We start from the raw sequence: 16,893 nt of genomic DNA on the forward strand, positions 1-16,893 counted from the left end.
TCTCGTGCGCTTTCGCCGTTAGTCGACGCCTGCCGGGATTCGCTCGGTCGGTGCCGTGCGGCCACGCTTGGCCGCGCGCTTGTCGCGTGACCGCTCCTTCACGCGTTCGACCATCGTGTAGAGCGTCGGCACGAGCACCAGCGTCAGCAACGTCGAGCTGACCAATCCGCCGATCACGACCAGCGCGAGTGGCTTGCCGATGAACGCGCCCTCACCGGTCACCCCGAACGCCATGGGCGCCAGGGCGAAGATCGTCGCCGACGCGGTCATCAGGATCGGCCGCAGCCTGCGCCTGCCGCCCTCGACGACCGCGTCCTGGATGCTCATGCCCTGCTTGCGGTACTGGTTGACCAGGTCGATCAGCACGATCGCGTTGGTCACCACGATGCCGACCAGCATCAGCAGGCCGATCATCGCGGGCAGGCCGAGCGCCGTGCCGGTGATCAGCAGCAGGCCGAACGCGCCGGTCGCCGCGAACGGGATGGACACCAGCAGGATCAGCGGCTGCACGAAGCTGCGGAACGTGGCCACCATGATCGCGAAGACGATCACGATCGCGGCGAGCAGCGCCAGGCCGAGGTCACCGAACGCCTCCTGCTGGTCGGCGCTCACGCCACCGATCGCGTAGGTCGCGCCGCCGCCGAGCTTGAGGGCCTTGAGCGCCGTGTCCAACTCGGTGTTGACCGTGCCGAGGTCCTTGCCGACCGGCTTGGCCGTGATGGTGGCACTGCGCTCCGACTCACTGCGCTTGACCACCACCGGCCCGTCGACCGTCTCGACCTTCGCGACGCGCTCCAGCGGCACCACACCGGTCGGTGTGAGCAGCGGCATCGCCCTGACCGCCGCGACGTCCTTCGGCGCGGCCCCCGACCGCAGCACGATCTGCTGCCGCTTGCCCGCGATGGACACCTCGCCGACCGGGAACCCGGCGATCGCCTGGCCGGCGAGCTGACCGACGGTGTCGGCGCTGAGCCCGGCCGCCGCGGCGGCGCGCTCGTTGACGTCGATCTGCACCCGCGGCGCGCTCACCGCGAGGTCGTTGGTGACCTCCGCGAGGCCCTGCACTCCCTTGACCTTCGTGAGCACCTGTTCGGTGGCCGCGCGCAACGCTTCGTCGTTGGGTGCCTTGACGACCACGCTCACGTTGCTGTTGCCGAAGCCGCCGCCGTCCCCGCCTGCCTTGACCTCGCCTGCCGCGGTGTCGCCCTTGAACCGGCTGACCAGGCGGTCCTGCAACGCCTTGGTGTCGGTGCCCTTGCGCAAGGTCACCTGGAACTGGTTGACCGAGCTGACCTCGCCGCTGAACCCGGGCTCCGAGCCGATCGTGACCTGGTACGCCTCGATGCCCTGCTCCGACGCCAGCGCGCCCTCGACCTTCTTCGCCGCCTCGTCGCGCGAGGCGATGCTGCTGCCCGGCGGGAGTTTCTGGCTGACGGTCATGCTGGTGGAGCCGGAGTCGTCGATGAAGTTCGTGTTCAGCCTGGACAGCAGCCCGAACGTGCCGACCAGGATCGCCAGCGCGACCAGCAACGTGGTCAGCCTGCGCCGGGTGGCGAACCGGATCACGGGGACGTAGGCGCGCTGCAGCACACTGCGCCGCTCCTTGGCCTCGGCCTGCTCGCGAACCGCGGCGAGGTCCGTGCCTGCCTTGGGCGGCTTGAGGAACCAGTAAGCCAGCACCGGCACGATCGTCAACGACACGATCAGGGACGCCAGCAGTGCGACGGTGACGGTGATCGCGAACGGCGAGAACAACTGCCCGGTGATCCCGCTGACGAACGCGATCGGCAGGAACACCGCGACCGTGGTCAACGTGGACGCGGTCACCGCACCCGCGACCTCGCGAACGCCGTCGAGCACCGCGCGTTGTTTGCCTTCGCCGTATTCCAGATGCCGTTTTATGTTCTCCAGCACCACGATCGAATCGTCGACCACACGGCCGACGGCGATCGTCAACGCCCCGAGTGTCAACAGGTTCAGCGAGAGGTCACCGGTCCACAACGCGAGCAGGGCGACGAGCACCGACAACGGGATGGACACCGCGGTGACCAGAGTGGACCGCACCGACAGCAGGAACAGCAGGATCACCACGACCGCGAACACCAGGCCCAGCAGGCCTTCCGTGGTCAGTCCCTTGACCGCCTCCTGGATGTACGGACCCTGGTCGAAGATCACCGTCAGCTCCGCGCCGACTGCCGCACCGATGCCGGGCAGCTTGTCCCGCACCGATTTCGAGATGTCGACGGCGTTTCCGTTGGCCGTCATCATGATCGAGATGCCGAGGCTCGGCTTGCCGTTGGTGCGCGTGAGCGACGTCGCGGCGGCCAGTCGTGGCTCCACGGTCGCGACGTCGGCCAGCCGCACCGGCTGCCGCTGCCCGGCCAGGTACATGTTCCGCAGCGCGTCGACGGACGCCAACTGGCCGCCGACCTGGACGGTCAGCGTCCGGTCGCCCTCGGTGAGCGATCCGGCCGGAACCGGCTTGCCCGCCGACTGCAGCGCCGTGATCAACGCGGTCGGCTCGACGCCCGCCCCCGCGAGCTTGGCGTAGTCCACTGTGATCGTCACGGTTTCCTTGGCCGCGCCGGTCACCCGCACGTCACGCACGCCCGTGATCTTCTTCAGCTCGGGCACCGCACCGGTGGCCAACTGGTCCGCGAGCTTCTGCTGGTCCCCGGTCGTGCCCGCGGCGAGCACCACGGCGGGGAAGTCCTCGGTGCTGCCCGCGGTGACCGTCGGCCGCACGTCCTTGGGCAACTGCGTGCCGAGGCGGTTGACGGCCTGCTGCATGCGGTCGGCCGCGCGGTCCATGTCCGTGCCGAACTTGAACTGCGCCACGATCGACGAGATGCCCTCCGCCGATTCCGAGCTCAGCTTCTCCAGGCCCTCGGTGCCCTGCAGCCCCGCCTCGATCGGTTCAGTGACCTGTGAGCTGACCACGTCCGGTGCCGCGCCGGGGTACGGCGACACGATCATCGCCGTCGGTGGCTGGATGGACGGGAACAGCTGCTGTTTCAGCGAAGGCACGGCGAACGCGCCGAACCCGATGACCGCGAGCGTGATCAAGCCGATCAAACTCCGGTTGGCAAGGCTTAACCGCGCCAGCAACCACACTGGAAAATCCCCCTCATGACGGCGATATACAAGACGGAGCCTGCGTCGCGCGGGTTGCCCTCCCGCAGCGACGCAGGCTCCTGCAAAAACATCGCCCGGTGCCCCTTGGGCGATGCCTCAAAGCGTGGCACAGCGGACGCGTGTGGACATGCACCCGTGGCGTGACTTCCGGGTCGTCCCTAGGGATGAGTCCGCGTTGACCGCGAGGATGACCCACCGGTCCGCTTCGGGGACTCTTGCCCCGGTTGCGTGGGCGTTTGCCCGGAACCGCCCAACTGGCCCGCGTCCCGGCTGTCCACACTGGCCCCGCCGCCACCGGCGTTGTCCGAGCGGATGTGCTCGGCCACGCGCTCCATCTCCAGGCGCCGCCAGCGCCGCCGCTGCCGCCTGGTCATCTTGGCGGGCCACAGGTCCTGGATGGCGGCGTTGAAGTGCGCACCGAGGACGATGGCGAACCCGATGAAGAAAGTGAACAACAGCAAGGCGATCGGTGTTGCCAGCGCGCCGTAGGTGTACCCCGTCGTGGTGATCCACGATATGTACAACCGCAGCAAGCTGCTGGCGAGCATGAACACCGCTACCGCGAGTACAGCGCCGGGCACGCCTCGATGCCACGGCAGCTTCCGCGGCAGTGCGAGCTTGTACAACGTCGTTACGGCAAGGAGTGCCAAGATGCCGAGAGCGGGGTAGTACAGCAGGTTCACGTAGAACGAGACCTGTTCACGCCATGACGCCGGGAAGAAGTTCGGCAGGATGTCCGGGCCCAGTGCCAGCAGCGGCAGGCCGACGATCAGACCGATCAGGCTGACCATGTACAGCAGCAGCGCGAAGATCCGCTGCCACACCGGGTTGCGCACGGTGTACTGGTCGTGCGCGGAGGTGATCGCGTCGACGAAGGACGACATGGCCGACGAACCGGCCCACAGCGACAGCAGGAAACCGATCGACACGACCTCGCCGCGGCCGGTGAGCAGGATGTCCTGGACCGTCGGCCGGACGATGTCCTCGACCACGTTGCCGCTGAAGATCGTGTACGAGAAGCTGATGATGCGGGCTTGGACCTCGTCGAGCACGCGCTGGCCGAACCAGCCGGAGACGTAGCCGAGGCTGCCGAGCAGGCCGAGCAGCAGCGGCGGCAGCGACAGCGTCTGCCAGAACGCGGCCTCCGCGGCCTCGGAGAAGATGCTGCCGTTCCACGCCCGCTTCAGGGTTTGTTTGACCAGCCCACCAGGACCCCGGCGCGCGGGCGCGCCGTCGGCGGGAAGCGGATGCTGGTCGCTCATAACGCACCAAGCATGGTGCATGGACCGTGATTTGGCCGACTCGACCCGCCCGTGAACCGGCGACCGGGCGGCACGCGCGTCCGGCGGAAGGTAGGCTGCGAGAGCCCTCAACGAGTCCAGCGGGACGCGCCCTGAGGGTATTTCTGCGAGAAAGGAGCCGAGAGACACGTGGTAGCACCGGACTACGCGCCCCCGGCTCAGCAGCCGCCAGCCCAGCAGTCCCCGGCACACCAGCCACCGTCACCGGCCCAGCGCCCCCTGCGCGCGTGGCAGCGCCGCGCGATCACGAAGTACCTGGCGGCCAAGCCGAAGGACTTCCTCGCGGTGGCGACGCCGGGCGCGGGCAAGACCGTGTTCGGCCTGCGGCTGGCGCTGGAGCTGTTGTCGGACCGGACGGTCGAGTCGATCACCATCGTGGCGCCGACCGAGCACCTCAAGCACCAGTGGGCCGAGTCGGCGACCAACTTCGGCATCCCGATCGACTCGAACTTCACCAACGGCCAGGGCCAGACCTCCCGCGACTACCGCGGTGTGGCGGTCACGTACGCCCAGGTGGCCGCGCACCCGACGTTGCACCGCGTGCGCACGGAGAACCGCAAGACCCTGGTGATCCTCGACGAGGTCCACCACGGCGGCGACGCGAAGTCCTGGGGTGACTCGATCCGTGAGGCCTTCACCCCGGCGGTGCGCCGTCTGGCGCTGACCGGGACACCGTTCCGCAGTGACGACTCGCCCATCCCGTTCGTCAACTACGAGCCGGACGGCGCAGGGCACATGCGCAGCGTCTCGGACCACACGTACGGCTACTCCGACGCGCTGCGCGACGGCGTGGTCCGTCCCGTCATCTTCATGGCTTACTCGGGCGAGGCCTCCTGGCGCACGAGCGCGGGGGAGGAGTTCACCGCCCGCCTCGGCGAGCCGTTGACGCAGGAGCAGACCGCGCGGGCCTGGCGCACGGCGCTGGACCCGAGCGGTGAGTGGATGCCCGCGGTGCTCAACGCGGCGGACGTCCGCCTGCGGCAGCTGCGCGACGGTGGCGTGCCCGACGCGGGCGGTCTGGTGATCGCCTCCGACCAGACCACGGCCCGGGAGTACGCCAGGATCCTGGCGACGACCACCGGGCAGGAGCCGACGGTCGTGTTGTCGGACGATCCGAAGGCGTCGGGGAACATCAAGAAGTTCGCCGAGTCCGACGACCGCTGGATGGTCGCGGTCCGGATGGTGTCCGAAGGCGTCGACGTCCCGCGCCTCGCGGTCGGTGTCTACGCCACCAGTGCGTCGACCCCGCTGTACTTCGCACAGGCGATCGGCCGGTTCGTGCGCGCCAGGCGCCAGGGCGAGACGGCCAGCGTCTTCCTGCCGAGCGTGCCGGTGCTGCTGGAGCTGGCCAGCCAGATGGAGGCGCAGCGCGACCACGTCCTCGGCAAGCCGCACCGCGAGAAGGACGGCTGGGACGACGAGCTGCTCGCGGCGGCCAACCGGACCGAGGACGAGCCGGGGGAGGACGAGAAGCCGTTCACCTCGCTGGGCGCGTCCGCCGAGCTCGACCAGGTCATCTACGAGGGCTCGTCGTTCGGCACGGCCGCCGGTGTCGGCTCGGAGGAGGAGCAGGACTACCTCGGCCTGCCCGGTCTGCTCGAGCCCGAGCAGGTCCGGACTTTGTTGCAGCAGCGCCAGGAGAAGCAGCTGGCGTCCCGGACCCGCAAGCACGCCGAGGACGCCGCGCGCCCCGCCGTGCCGGTGGAGAACCGGCCGCAGACAGTTCAGGAACGCCTGACCGGCCTGCGCAAGGAGCTGAACACGCTGGTCGCGATGTTCCACCACCGCACAGGCAAGCCGCACGGCGTCATCCACGGCGATCTGCGCAGGCAATGCGGCGGCCCGCCGACCGCGATGGCTTCCGTGGAGCAGCTGGAAGAGCGGATTGTCACCCTGCGCTCGTGGTGAGTGAGCCCGGCCGAGTTTGTTGCGGCTCTCCGGAACGCTGCTCCCGCCGCAAGCTCGGCTGCGGTCGGCTCAGGCTTGTGACCAGGGTTTTGATGCCCGGAACTCGGTCTGGGCGGAGCCCTCGACGACAAACCTGTTTCCGGTGATCAGCCACCTCCATCGCCGGTATTCCGTGCCTTTTGGTCGGCCTCCGCAACAAATTCTTGATCTCGGTGCAACGGGTGTGTGTGGTACCGCTCTCATGGGAGCGCTTCCCCAGTGGATCACTCACCGCTGGTGACGAGGTTGTTACTGTTCAGCAGACTGAAGCCCTTCAGTTAGATCGTCGTTGCCAGTTCGTGTCCAATCGGAGCGACTGAATCGATGCAGTGTGCTTCCGGTCACGCGGGTACCCGACATATGTTGTGGCGCACAACATTTCCAAGCGACTTCACAGTCCCACTGGAAGGACAACGACGAATGCGCAGCAAGACCCTTGCCCTCGCCGCCGTGGGTGCGGGTGTCGCCCTCGTGCTCTCTGCTTGCGGGGCCAACGAGGCACCGGCGCCCGCTGGCGGTGGCTCCACTTCGGGGGCGCCCGCACCGTCAGGCGGCATGAAGGTCGGCGTGATCCTTCCGGAGACCGCCACCTCCGCCCGGTGGGAGGGCTTCGACAAGCCGATGCTCAAGGCCGCGATGCAGGCGCAGGGCCTCGACGCGGACATCCAGAACGCGCAGGGTGACACCGCCACCTTCACCCGCCTGGCCGACAGCATGATCACCCAGAAGGTCAAGGTCCTGGTGATCGCGTCGATCAACAGCGAGCTCGGCAAGACCGTCGCGGCCAAGGCCGCCACCGCCAACATCCCGGTCATCGACTACGACCGCCTCAACCTCGGCGGCAGCTCGAAGTACTACGTGTCGTTCGACAACACCAAGGTCGGCGAGCTGCAGGGCGAGGCGCTGGCCTCCGCGCTGAAGGGCAAGCAGGGCGCGCAGGTGATCGAGATCGAAGGTGCGCCGACGGACAACAACGCGACCCTCTTCTACAACGGTCAGCAGAAGGTCCTCAAGCCGCTGTACGAGAACGGCACGCTGAAGCTGGTCAAGTCGCAGAAGATCGACAACTGGGACAACCAGGCGGGCGGCCGGACCTTCGAGCAGTTCCTGACCCAGAACGGCGGCAAGGTCGACGGCGTCGTCGCCGCCAACGACGGCCTCGCGGGCGCGATCATCACCGTGCTGGCCAAGAACGGGCTGAAGGTCCCGGTCACCGGCCAGGACGCCACCCCGGCCGGTCTGCAGGCCGTGCTGCGCGGCGACCAGTACATGACCGTCTTCAAGCCGATCAAGGAAGAGGCCGAGGCCACCGCCAAGCTGGCCGCCGCGCTGGCCAAGGGTGACACCAGCGCCGCCGACGGGATCGCCAAGCAGACCGAGAAGGACCCGGTCGGCAACCGCGACGTCAAGTCCGTGCTGCTCACGCCGCAGACGATCACCAAGGCGAACGTCAAGGACGTGATCACCGCCGGGTACGTCAAGGCATCCGAGGTCTGCACCGGCGACGTCCAGCCGCTGTGCGCCGCGGCAGGTATCTCCCAGTAGCAGTGCCCGAATCTCCGGGGCTGGTGCCTGCCCCCGACTGGCACCAGCCCCGGGCCCAGCACGGAGCGAACAACCATGAGCAGTGATCCGATCCTCGAGATCAAGGGTCTGAACAAGACCTTCGGCCCGGTCCACGTCCTGCACGACGTGGACTTCACCGTGCGCGCGGGCGAGGTCACCGCGCTCGTCGGCGACAACGGCGCCGGGAAGTCCACTTTGGTCAAGTGCATCGCCGGGATCTACGGTCACGACTCGGGAACCGTCACATTCCAGGGCAACGAGGTGCACATCCGCGGGCCGAAGGACGCCGCGCAGCTCGGCATCGAGGTCGTCTACCAGGACCTCGCACTGGCCGACAACCTCGACATCGTGCAGAACATGTTCCTCGGCAGGGAGCGTGGTTCGCGCTGGATGCTCGACGAGTCCGCGATGGAGAAAGCCGCACGGGAGACGCTCGCGTCGCTGTCGGTCCGCACGGTCAAGTCCGTGCGCACGCCGGTCGCGTCGTTGTCCGGCGGGCAGCGGCAGACCGTGGCGATCGCCAAGGCGGTGCTGTGGAACAGCAAGGTCGTGCTGCTCGACGAGCCGACCGCCGCGCTCGGCGTCGCGCAGACCCGCCAGGTGCTCGACCTCGTCCGCAGGCTGGCCGAACAGGGCCTCGGCGTCGTGCTGATCAGTCACAACATGGCCGACGTGTTCGAGGTCGCCGACCGGATCGCGACGCTCTACCTCGGCCGGATGGTCGCGCAGGTGCCGACCAAGGAAGTGACGAACACCCAGGTGGTCGAGCTGATCACCGCGGGGCGGTCCGGCGAGCTCGGCCTCGCCCGTCCCGACGCCGTGACCATCTGACGCTGACGATCCGACTCGGCTACCTTCAGACACGAACTGGACCCCACGCGATGACTGACAAGCCTTCCGCGACCGGCACGCAGAGCGCGCCGGAGGAAGCGAAACGCACCGGTGGCGCGATCTCCGACTTCGGGATCGACACCACGTCGAAGACGACGGGCGAGGCGATCGGCGACTACTTCGCCAGAGTGCGCGGCGGGGAGCTCGGCTCGTTGCCCGCGCTGGCCGGCCTGATCGTGCTCGTGATCTACTTCGCCGCGCAGTCGGAGTTCTTCCTGACGCTCGGCAACGTCGCGAACCTGTTCCAGCAGGGCGCGGGCACGATCATCATCGCGATGGGCCTGGTGTTCGTGCTGCTGCTCGGTGAGATCGACCTGGCCGCGGGCACCGCGTCCGGTGTCTGTGCCGCCGTCATGGCGTTGCACGTGGTGCGCAACGGCAACCTGCTCGGCGGCATGGGCACCACGGTGTTCTACGTGTTCTGCGCGCTGGTGGTCGTCGCGCTCGGCCTCGCGTTGCTGATGCGGATCTGGGCAGGCGCGGCCCTCGCGCTGATCGCGTTGCTGATCACGCTGATCGGCGTGCCCGCCAACGCCTGGCTGGAGATGCTGCTCGCGATCGCCGTCGGTGGCTCGATCGGCTGCATCACCGGCTTCCTCGTCGCCAAGATCGGCATGCCGTCGTTCGTGGTGACGCTGGCGCTGTTCATCACCTGGCAGGGCGTGATCCTCAAGCTGATCGGCGAGGGTGGCACGCTGCCGATCGGCGCGGCGTCGCCGACGCTCAACGCGGTCGCCAACGGCAACCTGAGCATCACCGGCAGCTGGGTCTTCTGCGTGGTCGTGGCAGGCGGGTACGCCGCCGTGACGCTCGGCCAGCACTTCAAGCGGCTCAACAGCGGCCTGGTCACCCAGCCGACGCCGATCGCGCTCGCCAAGGTCGCCGCGATCGGCGCGCTCACGATCGTCGGGACGTACCTGTTCACGATCAACCGTTCGCAGACCGACATCCCCAACGTGGGCGTGCCGTACGTCGTGCCGATCGTGCTTGGCATCATGGTCATCGGCATGTACGTGCTCAACCGGACCCGCTACGGGCGGCACATCTACGCGGTGGGCGGGAACGCTGAGGCGGCCCGGCGCGCCGGTATCAACGTGTCCAAGATCAAGGCCAGCGTGTTCGTGGTGAGCTCGTCGCTCGCCGCGATCGGCGCGATCGTGTACTCGTCGAAGATCGGTTCGGTCGACCCGCAGGCCGGTGCGTTGAACACGCTGCTGTTCGCGGTCGGTGCCGCGGTCATCGGTGGCACGTCGCTGTTCGGTGGCAAGGGCAAGATCACCGACGCGGTGATCGGTGGCACCGTGATCGCGGTCGTGCAGAACGGACTGATCCTGCTGAACTACGGAGCCGCCGAGATCAACATCATCACCGGCATCGTGCTCCTGGTCGCGGCGACGGTCGACGCCCTGTCCCGCCGTCGCGCGGCGGCCGTCAAGTCCTGATCGCCGTGACGACATCGCCGATCGCGGGGGCCCGGCCCGACGAGGTACGCAGGCACAACAGGACAGCCCTGTTGCGACGCCTGCACGTCGACGGGCCGTGCACCCGCGCGGCGCTGACCACGGAACTGGGCCTCAACCGCAGCACCATCAAGGCACTGGTGGACGGCCTGGCCGAGGCGGGCGTCGTCGAGGAACGCGTACCGCTGCAGCGCAGCGGCGCCGGACGGCCGTCGCTGCTCGTGCTGCCCCAGCCGCACTCGGCGGTCGTGCTCGCGATCGACATCCGCGTGGAGGGCGTCGCCATCGCGCTGGTCGGCCTCGGCGGGCAGATCCTCGGCCGCAACAGCTGGAACCTCTACGGCCGCGCCAGCCAGCCCGAGGAGGTCGTCACGCACATCGTCGAGTCGACCCGGTGGCTGGCCGGCGAGTTGAAGGTGGAGACGGCCGCGGTCGGCGTGTCCGTGCCGGGCGTGGTGCGCGGCACCGACGGTCTGGTGCACGAGGCGCCGAACCTGCACTGGACCGACATCCCGTTGGGGGAGTGGCTGTCCACCGGGCTGGGCATGCCTGTGCGGCTCGGCAACGACGCGGAACTGGGTGTGCTGGCCGAACACGTCCGCGGGGCCGCTCGGGGCGCGTCTGACACGGTGTACGTGGGTGCCGACGTCGGTGTCGGTGGCGGCGTGATCGCCAACGGCTCCCTGATGCGCGGCAACAGCGGGTACTTCGGCGAAATCGGGCACATGGTGGTCAAGCCCGGCGGACGGCCGTGCTACTGCGGCAGCCACGGCTGCTGGGAGACCGAGATCGGCGAGGCGGCCATGTGCCGCGCGCTGGACCTGCCGGAGGGATCCCCGCGCGGTGCGATCGTGGCGGCGTTGAAGGAACTGGCCGCGCACTCGGCGCTGGCGCGGGAACAGCTCGGCGAGCTGGTCGACTGGCTGGCGCTCGGCCTGGTCAACGTGGTCAACGTGCTCGGTCCCGAACTGGTCGTGCTCGGCGACCTGTTCACGTCCTTGCCCGCCGCCGTGATCGCGGACATCGGCCGTGAGGTGCGCACGCGCAGCCTGGTCAGCCGGGCGATCGGCGGGACGCGGATCGTGCCGTCCGTGCTCGGCGGCGACGCGAAGCTGATCGGCGCGGCGGAACTGGCCTTCGAACCGGTCCTCGGCACGATGTAGGCACTGGGACACGCAGAAGGGCCAGGACTCACGCTCCGAGTCCTGGCCCTTGACTACGTCGTGGCTGGTGGTCTCAGCCCTTCTGCAGCTCTGCCTCCAACTCCTTCAGGCGCGCCTCGTGCTCGCGCGCGTGGTGACCGCAGAACAGCAGTTCTCCTCCTGAGGGCAGGATCGCCCGAACCTGTGCGGCTGCCCCGCAGCGGTCGCAGCGATCGGCGGCTGTCAGTTCGGGGCGGGTGAGCGTGGTGTTCATGGTAAATCTCCCTCCGTCCCGGCACCGTGGTCGGTGCCCTCGTCAGGCTGCGACCACTTGGTCTCCGCCGACTTGGTTGCCGGGCGGATACCCGATGTTCGCTACCTCTACTCTTGCAGACGTTTTGGCGATCGTCAGTGTTCCCGCGCCCGAGAGAGACAGCCGTAACAATTGGTTCGCCCGGTTGTCGTAACCGCTGTCCCGGCATTCAGGATCTTGTGGTGCGGCGGCCGATGCGCGTGGTAAAAGCGCCGGTCGGGGCGCGATCCCAGGTCAACGGGGGTTCGGCGCCCGGCGGAACCGTCCGCAGGCGCCCGCGGCGCGCTCCAACCCTGTCCGTGTGATGAATGTCGCTCTCGGACGGGTGATCGCGTAGCGCTATGTATCGGGGGACTCGAGCGGCGAGACTTTGTCAGGTTGTGCGTCGGCGGGCCCGCCCCCTCAGGCGCGAGCCCGCCGAAACCGCCGTTCTCAGCTGACGCCGAGCAGGTCGACCACGAAGATCAGGGTCTCGTTCGGCTTGATCGCGGCACCGGCGCCGCGCGCGCCGTAGCCCAGGTGCGGCGGGATGGTCAGCTTGCGCCTGCCACCGACCTTCATGCCTGCCACGCCCTGGTCCCAGCCCTGGATGACGCGGCCGCCACCCAGCGGGAACTGGAACGTGTCGCCGCGGTCCCACGACGCGTCGAACTGCTTGCCCGTCGAGTGCGAGACGCCGACGTAGTGCACGGTCACCGTGTGGCCGGCCTGGGCCTCGGGACCGTCGCCGACGGTGATGTCCTCGATTTCCAGCTCGGCGGGCGGGTTTCCGGTGATCGGGCCGATCTCAGGCTTCGTGGCCACGAGGTGTCCTCCAGGAAAAGATGCTCGTCAAGTACCAGGACAACGTACTCAACAGCGCTGGTCAGCGCTGAACAGGTGCACGGAAAAGCCCCCGGCCGCCTGGCCGGGGGCTCCCGCGTGGTCGACTCACTCCAGGTAGTCGCGCAGGACCTGCGAGCGCGACGGGTGCCGCAGCTTCGACATGGTCTTCGACTCGATCTGCCTGATCCGCTCCCGGGTCACGCCGTAGACCTGGCCGATCTCGTCCAGGGTGCGCGGCTGGCCGTCGGTGAGGCCGAAGCGCAGCCGCACGACACCCGCCTCGCGCTCGGACAGCGTGGCCAGCACCGACTGGAGCTGGTCCTGCAGCAGCGTGAACGACACCGCGTCGACCGCGACGACCGCCTCGGAGTCCTCGATGAAGTCGCCGAGCTGGCTGTCGCCCTCGTCGCCGATCGTCTGGTCGAGCGAAATGGGCTCCCTGGCGTACTGCTGGATCTCCAGCACCTTCTCCGGGGTGATGTCCATTTCCTTGGCGAGCTCTTCCGGCGTCGGCTCGCGGCCGAGGTCCTGCAGCAGCTCACGCTGGATGCGGCCGAGCTTGTTGATCACCTCGACCATGTGCACCGGGATGCGGATGGTGCGGGCCTGGTCGGCCATGGCACGGGTGATGGCCTGCCGGATCCACCAGGTGGCGTACGTGGAGAACTTGTAGCCCTTGGTGTAGTCGAACTTCTCGACCGCGCGGATCAGGCCCAGGTTGCCTTCCTGGATCAGGTCGAGGAACGCCATGCCGCGGCCGGTGTAGCGCTTGGCCAGCGAGACGACCAGCCGCAGGTTCGCTTCGAGCAGGTGGTTCTTGGCGCGCTCGCCGTCCCGCACGATCCAGCGCAGGTCGCGCCGCATCTGCGGGGTCAGCTTCTCGCTCTCCTCCTCGGCCTTGCGCACGCGCTCGGCCGCGTAGAGGCCTGCCTCGATCCGCTTGGCGAGCTCGACCTCCTCCTCGGCGTTGAGCAGCGCGACCTTGCCGATCTGCTTGAGGTAGGCGCGGACCGAGTCGGCTGAGGCGGTGAGCTCGGCGTCCTTGCGGGCCTGCCGGAGCGCCTCGGACTCCTCTTCGTCCCAGACGAAGTCGCCGCCGCCCTCCTTGGCGTCCTTGGGGAGCTTCTCTTCCTCTTCTTCCTCTTCCGGCTCCTCGACCACCGGCTCGTCGACGAGCTCGGCGTCGGCCTCGAGGTCCTCGAGGTCCTCCAGCTGAACGTCCTCGAGCTCGCCTGGCTCGTCGGGCTCGCCATCAGCGGACTTCTTGGCCGTGGCCGGGCTCGCCTTCGCCGCCGGTGCCTTGGCCGCGGTCTTCTTGGCGGCGCGGGGCTTGGCCGCGGCGGGCTTGCGCGCGGGCGACGACTTGGCCTTGGCCTCGTCGGCGTCGGTCTTGCCGGCAACCGAGGCGGTCTTGGTCGTCTTCGCCGCGCTCGCGGTGCTCGGGGAGCGTCGGGTTGCGGTCTCTGCGGCTGCCACGTACGCCCTTTCGAAACGGTCGACAACGGCAACACGGCGGGGGTCGAGTTGCCGGGAGTTCGGGGAGAGCCTCCGGGCTTTGCCGAAGGCGCTGTTCCATTGTAACGACGCCCGGCGAGTGAGGTGACACAACAAGGGCGTTCCGGCGGTTCCTACTGCCGCGAACAACCGTGGATCAGCGGCGGATCAGTGCTGGACGCCGATATCCGCCGCCACCGCGGCACCGACGATCCCGGCGTCGTTGCGCAGTTCGGCCGCCACGACTTTGGTACGAACGTCCAACAATGGCAGCCACTTGTCCGCCTTCTTGCTCACGCCGCCACCCGCGATGATCAGGTCGGGCCAGATCAGGTCCTCGAGCCTGCGCAGGTAGCGGGTGACGCGCTTGGCCCACTCCTCCCACGACAGGTCGTGCTCCTCCTTGACCGACGCCGCCGCCTTGGTCTCCGCGTCGTGCCCGTCGACCTCGAGGTGGCCGAACTCGGTGTTCGGAACGAGCTGCCCGTCGAGGAAAACCGCGCTGCCGATACCGGTGCCGAAAGTCAACAGCACCACCACGCCGGACCGGTCGATATCCGATCCATAACGGATTTCCGCCATACCGGCCGCGTCGGCGTCGTTGAGAACCACGATCTCGTGCGGCTGCCTGCCGAGTCGTTCGGTGAACAACGCGTGCGCGTCGGTGCCGATCCATTTCTTGCTGATGTTCGCCGCCGACAGCGCCTTGCCGTGCTTGATCACGGTCGGCAGCGTCACGCCGACCGGGCCGTGCCAGTCGAACTGCTCGACCGTCTTGGCCACCACGTCCGCGACGGCGTCCGGTGTCGAGGGCTGCGGGGTGCTCGTCCTGATCCGCTCGCCGACGAGCGCTCCGGCCTGGAGGTCGACCACGCACCCCTTGATCCCGGAACCGCCGATGTCTACCCCGAAGCCGCGGGTGCCAGCCATCCCCGTGGTCCTTCCTTCTCGATTCAGTTCGCAGGTGATGGGGGGACGATAACGGATGTGGTCCGATGTACCCATGGTCCATCTGCGGGACAGCCTGCGTCAGGTCGCCGTCCGAGTGGCGACGGAGGCGGCCGAACTGGTCGAGACGACCCGCCGTTCGGCTGTACGGCACGTCGAGACGAAGTCCAGCGCCACCGACCCCGTCACCGCGGGCGACCGGGCGGCCGAGCGCCTCATCCGCGAGCGGCTGGCACGGCTGCGGCCCGGTGACCCGGTCCTCGGCGAGGAAGAGGGCGCCGACGGTGCCGACGGGGCTGACGGGGCCGTCCGGTGGGTGGTCGACCCGATCGACGGAACCGTGAACTACCTGTACGGCCTGCCCTGGTACAGCGTCTCGGTCGCGGCGCAGGTGGACGGGGTGACCGTGGCGGGAGCGGTCGTCGAACCCGCCAGCGGCCGCGTCTGGTCGGCCGCGCGGGGAGCGGGCGCCACGCTGGACGACGCGCCGCTGCGGGTCAGCGCCGCGCGGGAGTTGGCCCTGACTCTCGTCGCCACGGGATTCGCCTACCGGCAGGAGCGACGGGCCCAGCAGACCGAGGTGCTCGCCCGCCTGCTGACGCGGGTACGTGACATCCGTCGCACCGGCTCGGCCGCACTGGACCTGTGCCTGGTCGGCGCCGGATGGGTGGACGCGTACTTCGAGGTCGGTCTCAGCCCGTGGGACTGGGCGGCCGGGTCGCTGATCGCCGAGGAGGCGGGCGCTGTCGTGCACCTGCCGGGAACGGGTGACCTCGGGAACGCGGTCTTCGCGTCGGCACCCGGCGTCGCCGACCCGCTCAAGCGGCTCCTGCGCGACGCCGGGCTGCGAAACGTGACCTGTGATCCTGACCCGCGCTAGCAGGGTGCCCGGCGGATGGCCTCGATCAGCGCGGGATCCAGTTGCGGGCCCCCGCCGCCCTCCGCCGACTGCAGCCCGCCGGTCTGCGGCGGGTGCTGCGCGCCCCACTCGGCCAGCACCCGCAGGACCTGGCGGGTCTCGGCCTTGATCGGCAACTCGTCGAACTTGTCCCCGATGACCACGTCGACCGACGCGTCCTGCCGGTTGTCCTTGATCAGCTCCAGGCACGGGTCGAGCAGGCTCACCGTCCGCGCGGCGGACGAACCCTGCTGGCCGAACCGGATCTGGCCCCGGCACTTCATGTCCTTCGACGGGTAGAAGACCGGATCGTCGCTGGGTTGACCCACCTGGGTGAAACCGAGTTGTTTCAGCCCTTCCGACACCAGCCCGGCCTTGCCGCGCTGGGTGCCCGCGTTCAGCACCTTGACCCCGACCTGGTCGGGCGGTGCGCCCGCGGTCTGGTCAAGCCCTGCCTGATCCACGTGCTGACCGGCCTCCGGTCGCGGCGGGGGTGCGGACTGTCCGGACGTCGCTGTCGCCGGTGCGCCCGGCTCGCAGCGCACGCCCTGCGCCTGCGGCTCCTTGTTCGCCACGTTCAGCCACACGACGGTGGCCACCAAACCGAGTAACCCAAGCATGATCAGCGCAGGAAGCGGCCGCCGCTTGCGATATCTGGGGGCCCGCTCACCCCCGTTGAAGCTCCCCGCTGTCACGTGTGCCCGCCCTCCAATGCCGGCCAGATTCCCCTGCTGCATCTGTCGACTGGCTGTTGACTTTTGTTGCTGCTGATCAGCCTAGGCGTTTCCGCCGGACTGCGGGCATCGGGGCGAGTGCGCGCCGTCACGCTCGCTCGATGCGACTCGTTGATCGCGGACAGTGAGACCTCGCAGGTATCGGACCATGACGGGCGTCGGGCGGCAAGTCCGCTCCCCGCCGAGATCGCCTGGTCGGACCGGTTCGGACGTGTCCAACCGGTCTGCGGGGCGCAACC

At 68.7% G+C, this 16,893-nt stretch carries 13 protein-coding genes; 6 read left to right on the forward strand and 7 right to left on the reverse strand.

Going from position 1 to position 16,893, the window contains the following annotated elements; all coding sequences use genetic code 11:
• Positions 1-18: 18 nt before the first annotated feature.
• Positions 19-3,114: an efflux RND transporter permease subunit gene (locus ALI144C_RS26570; protein ID WP_076989885.1), complete on the reverse strand. Its 3,096-nt coding sequence runs from the start codon at positions 3,112-3,114 to the stop codon at positions 19-21.
• 179 nt (positions 3,115-3,293) lie between these two features.
• Positions 3,294-4,397: a YihY/virulence factor BrkB family protein gene (locus tag ALI144C_RS26575; RefSeq protein WP_076989886.1), complete on the reverse strand. Its 1,104-nt coding sequence runs from the start codon at positions 4,395-4,397 to the stop codon at positions 3,294-3,296.
• Between the two features lie 258 nt (positions 4,398-4,655).
• On the opposite strand from ALI144C_RS26575, the gene ALI144C_RS26580 reads away from it, so the two are divergent.
• The 5 genes from ALI144C_RS26580 (at position 4,656) to ALI144C_RS26600 (ending at position 11,463) form a co-directional block, all read left to right on the forward strand.
• Positions 4,656-6,344 carry a DEAD/DEAH box helicase gene (locus ALI144C_RS26580; protein WP_237774340.1) on the forward strand — a complete coding sequence of 563 codons (1,689 nt, stop codon included), beginning with the start codon at positions 4,656-4,658 and terminating at the stop codon, positions 6,342-6,344.
• A gap of 459 nt (positions 6,345-6,803) precedes the next feature.
• Positions 6,804-7,928, forward strand: a complete 1,125-nt coding sequence (locus tag ALI144C_RS26585; RefSeq protein WP_076989888.1) for a sugar ABC transporter substrate-binding protein — start codon at positions 6,804-6,806, stop codon at positions 7,926-7,928.
• 75 nt (positions 7,929-8,003) lie between these two features.
• Complete coding sequence (locus ALI144C_RS26590) at positions 8,004-8,780, forward strand: ATP-binding cassette domain-containing protein (RefSeq protein ID WP_076989889.1); 777 nt, start codon at positions 8,004-8,006, stop codon at positions 8,778-8,780.
• Positions 8,781-8,830: 50 nt separating this feature from the next.
• Positions 8,831-10,282, forward strand: a complete 1,452-nt coding sequence (locus ALI144C_RS26595) for a sugar ABC transporter permease (RefSeq protein ID WP_076989890.1) — start codon at positions 8,831-8,833, stop codon at positions 10,280-10,282.
• A gap of 5 nt (positions 10,283-10,287) precedes the next feature.
• Positions 10,288-11,463: an ROK family transcriptional regulator gene (locus ALI144C_RS26600; RefSeq protein WP_076989891.1), complete on the forward strand. Its 1,176-nt coding sequence runs from the start codon at positions 10,288-10,290 to the stop codon at positions 11,461-11,463.
• 73 nt (positions 11,464-11,536) lie between these two features.
• Here ALI144C_RS26600 and ALI144C_RS26605 read toward each other — a convergent pair whose 3' ends face one another.
• The 4 genes from ALI144C_RS26605 to ppgK all read right to left on the reverse strand — a co-directional run bounded on the left by ALI144C_RS26605 (position 11,537) and on the right by ppgK (position 15,004).
• Entirely contained in the window at positions 11,537-11,716 is a 180-nt protein-coding gene (locus tag ALI144C_RS26605; protein ID WP_033391384.1) for a DUF7455 domain-containing protein, read from the reverse strand.
• A gap of 471 nt (positions 11,717-12,187) precedes the next feature.
• The gene (locus tag ALI144C_RS26610) at positions 12,188-12,559 is read right to left on the reverse strand and encodes an FKBP-type peptidyl-prolyl cis-trans isomerase (protein WP_076989892.1); all 372 of its coding nucleotides are present in this window, start codon (positions 12,557-12,559) and stop codon (positions 12,188-12,190) included.
• 126 nt (positions 12,560-12,685) lie between these two features.
• Positions 12,686-14,056, reverse strand: a complete 1,371-nt coding sequence (locus ALI144C_RS26615) for an RNA polymerase sigma factor (RefSeq protein ID WP_076989893.1) — start codon at positions 14,054-14,056, stop codon at positions 12,686-12,688.
• 186 nt (positions 14,057-14,242) lie between these two features.
• The gene (gene ppgK / locus ALI144C_RS26620) at positions 14,243-15,004 is read right to left on the reverse strand and encodes a polyphosphate--glucose phosphotransferase (RefSeq protein ID WP_076989894.1); all 762 of its coding nucleotides are present in this window, start codon (positions 15,002-15,004) and stop codon (positions 14,243-14,245) included.
• 73 nt (positions 15,005-15,077) lie between these two features.
• Here ppgK and ALI144C_RS26625 point away from each other — a divergent pair, with 73 nt between their 5' ends.
• On the forward strand, positions 15,078-15,902 hold the full coding sequence (locus tag ALI144C_RS26625; RefSeq protein WP_076989895.1) for an inositol monophosphatase family protein: 825 nt from the start codon (positions 15,078-15,080) through the stop codon (positions 15,900-15,902).
• Here ALI144C_RS26625 and cei read toward each other — a convergent pair.
• Positions 15,899-16,657, reverse strand: a complete 759-nt coding sequence (cei, locus tag ALI144C_RS26630) for an envelope integrity protein Cei (RefSeq protein WP_076989896.1) — start codon at positions 16,655-16,657, stop codon at positions 15,899-15,901. The genes ALI144C_RS26625 and cei overlap by 4 nt on opposite strands.
• Positions 16,658-16,893 lie beyond the last annotated feature (236 nt).

Source organism: Actinosynnema sp. ALI-1.44 (genome assembly GCF_001984155.1).
GTDB lineage: Bacteria > Actinomycetota > Actinomycetes > Mycobacteriales > Pseudonocardiaceae > Kibdelosporangium.

Bases quoted from the DNA above. Each gene is read 5' to 3' on its own strand.
- ALI144C_RS26625 (WP_076989895.1), top strand. From the start codon at position 15,078: ATGGTCCATCTGCGGGACAGCCTGCGTCAGGTCGCCGTCCGAGTGGCG.
- ALI144C_RS26590 (WP_076989889.1), top strand. From the start codon at position 8,004: ATGAGCAGTGATCCGATCCTCGAGATCAAGGGTCTGAACAAGACCTTC.
- cei (WP_076989896.1), bottom strand. From the start codon at position 16,657: ATGCAGCAGGGGAATCTGGCCGGCATTGGAGGGCGGGCACACGTGACA.
- ALI144C_RS26605 (WP_033391384.1), bottom strand. From the start codon at position 11,716: ATGAACACCACGCTCACCCGCCCCGAACTGACAGCCGCCGATCGCTGC.
- ALI144C_RS26595 (WP_076989890.1), top strand. From the start codon at position 8,831: ATGACTGACAAGCCTTCCGCGACCGGCACGCAGAGCGCGCCGGAGGAA.
- ALI144C_RS26585 (WP_076989888.1), top strand. From the start codon at position 6,804: ATGCGCAGCAAGACCCTTGCCCTCGCCGCCGTGGGTGCGGGTGTCGCC.
- ALI144C_RS26575 (WP_076989886.1), bottom strand. From the start codon at position 4,397: ATGAGCGACCAGCATCCGCTTCCCGCCGACGGCGCGCCCGCGCGCCGG.
- ppgK (WP_076989894.1), bottom strand. From the start codon at position 15,004: ATGGCTGGCACCCGCGGCTTCGGGGTAGACATCGGCGGTTCCGGGATC.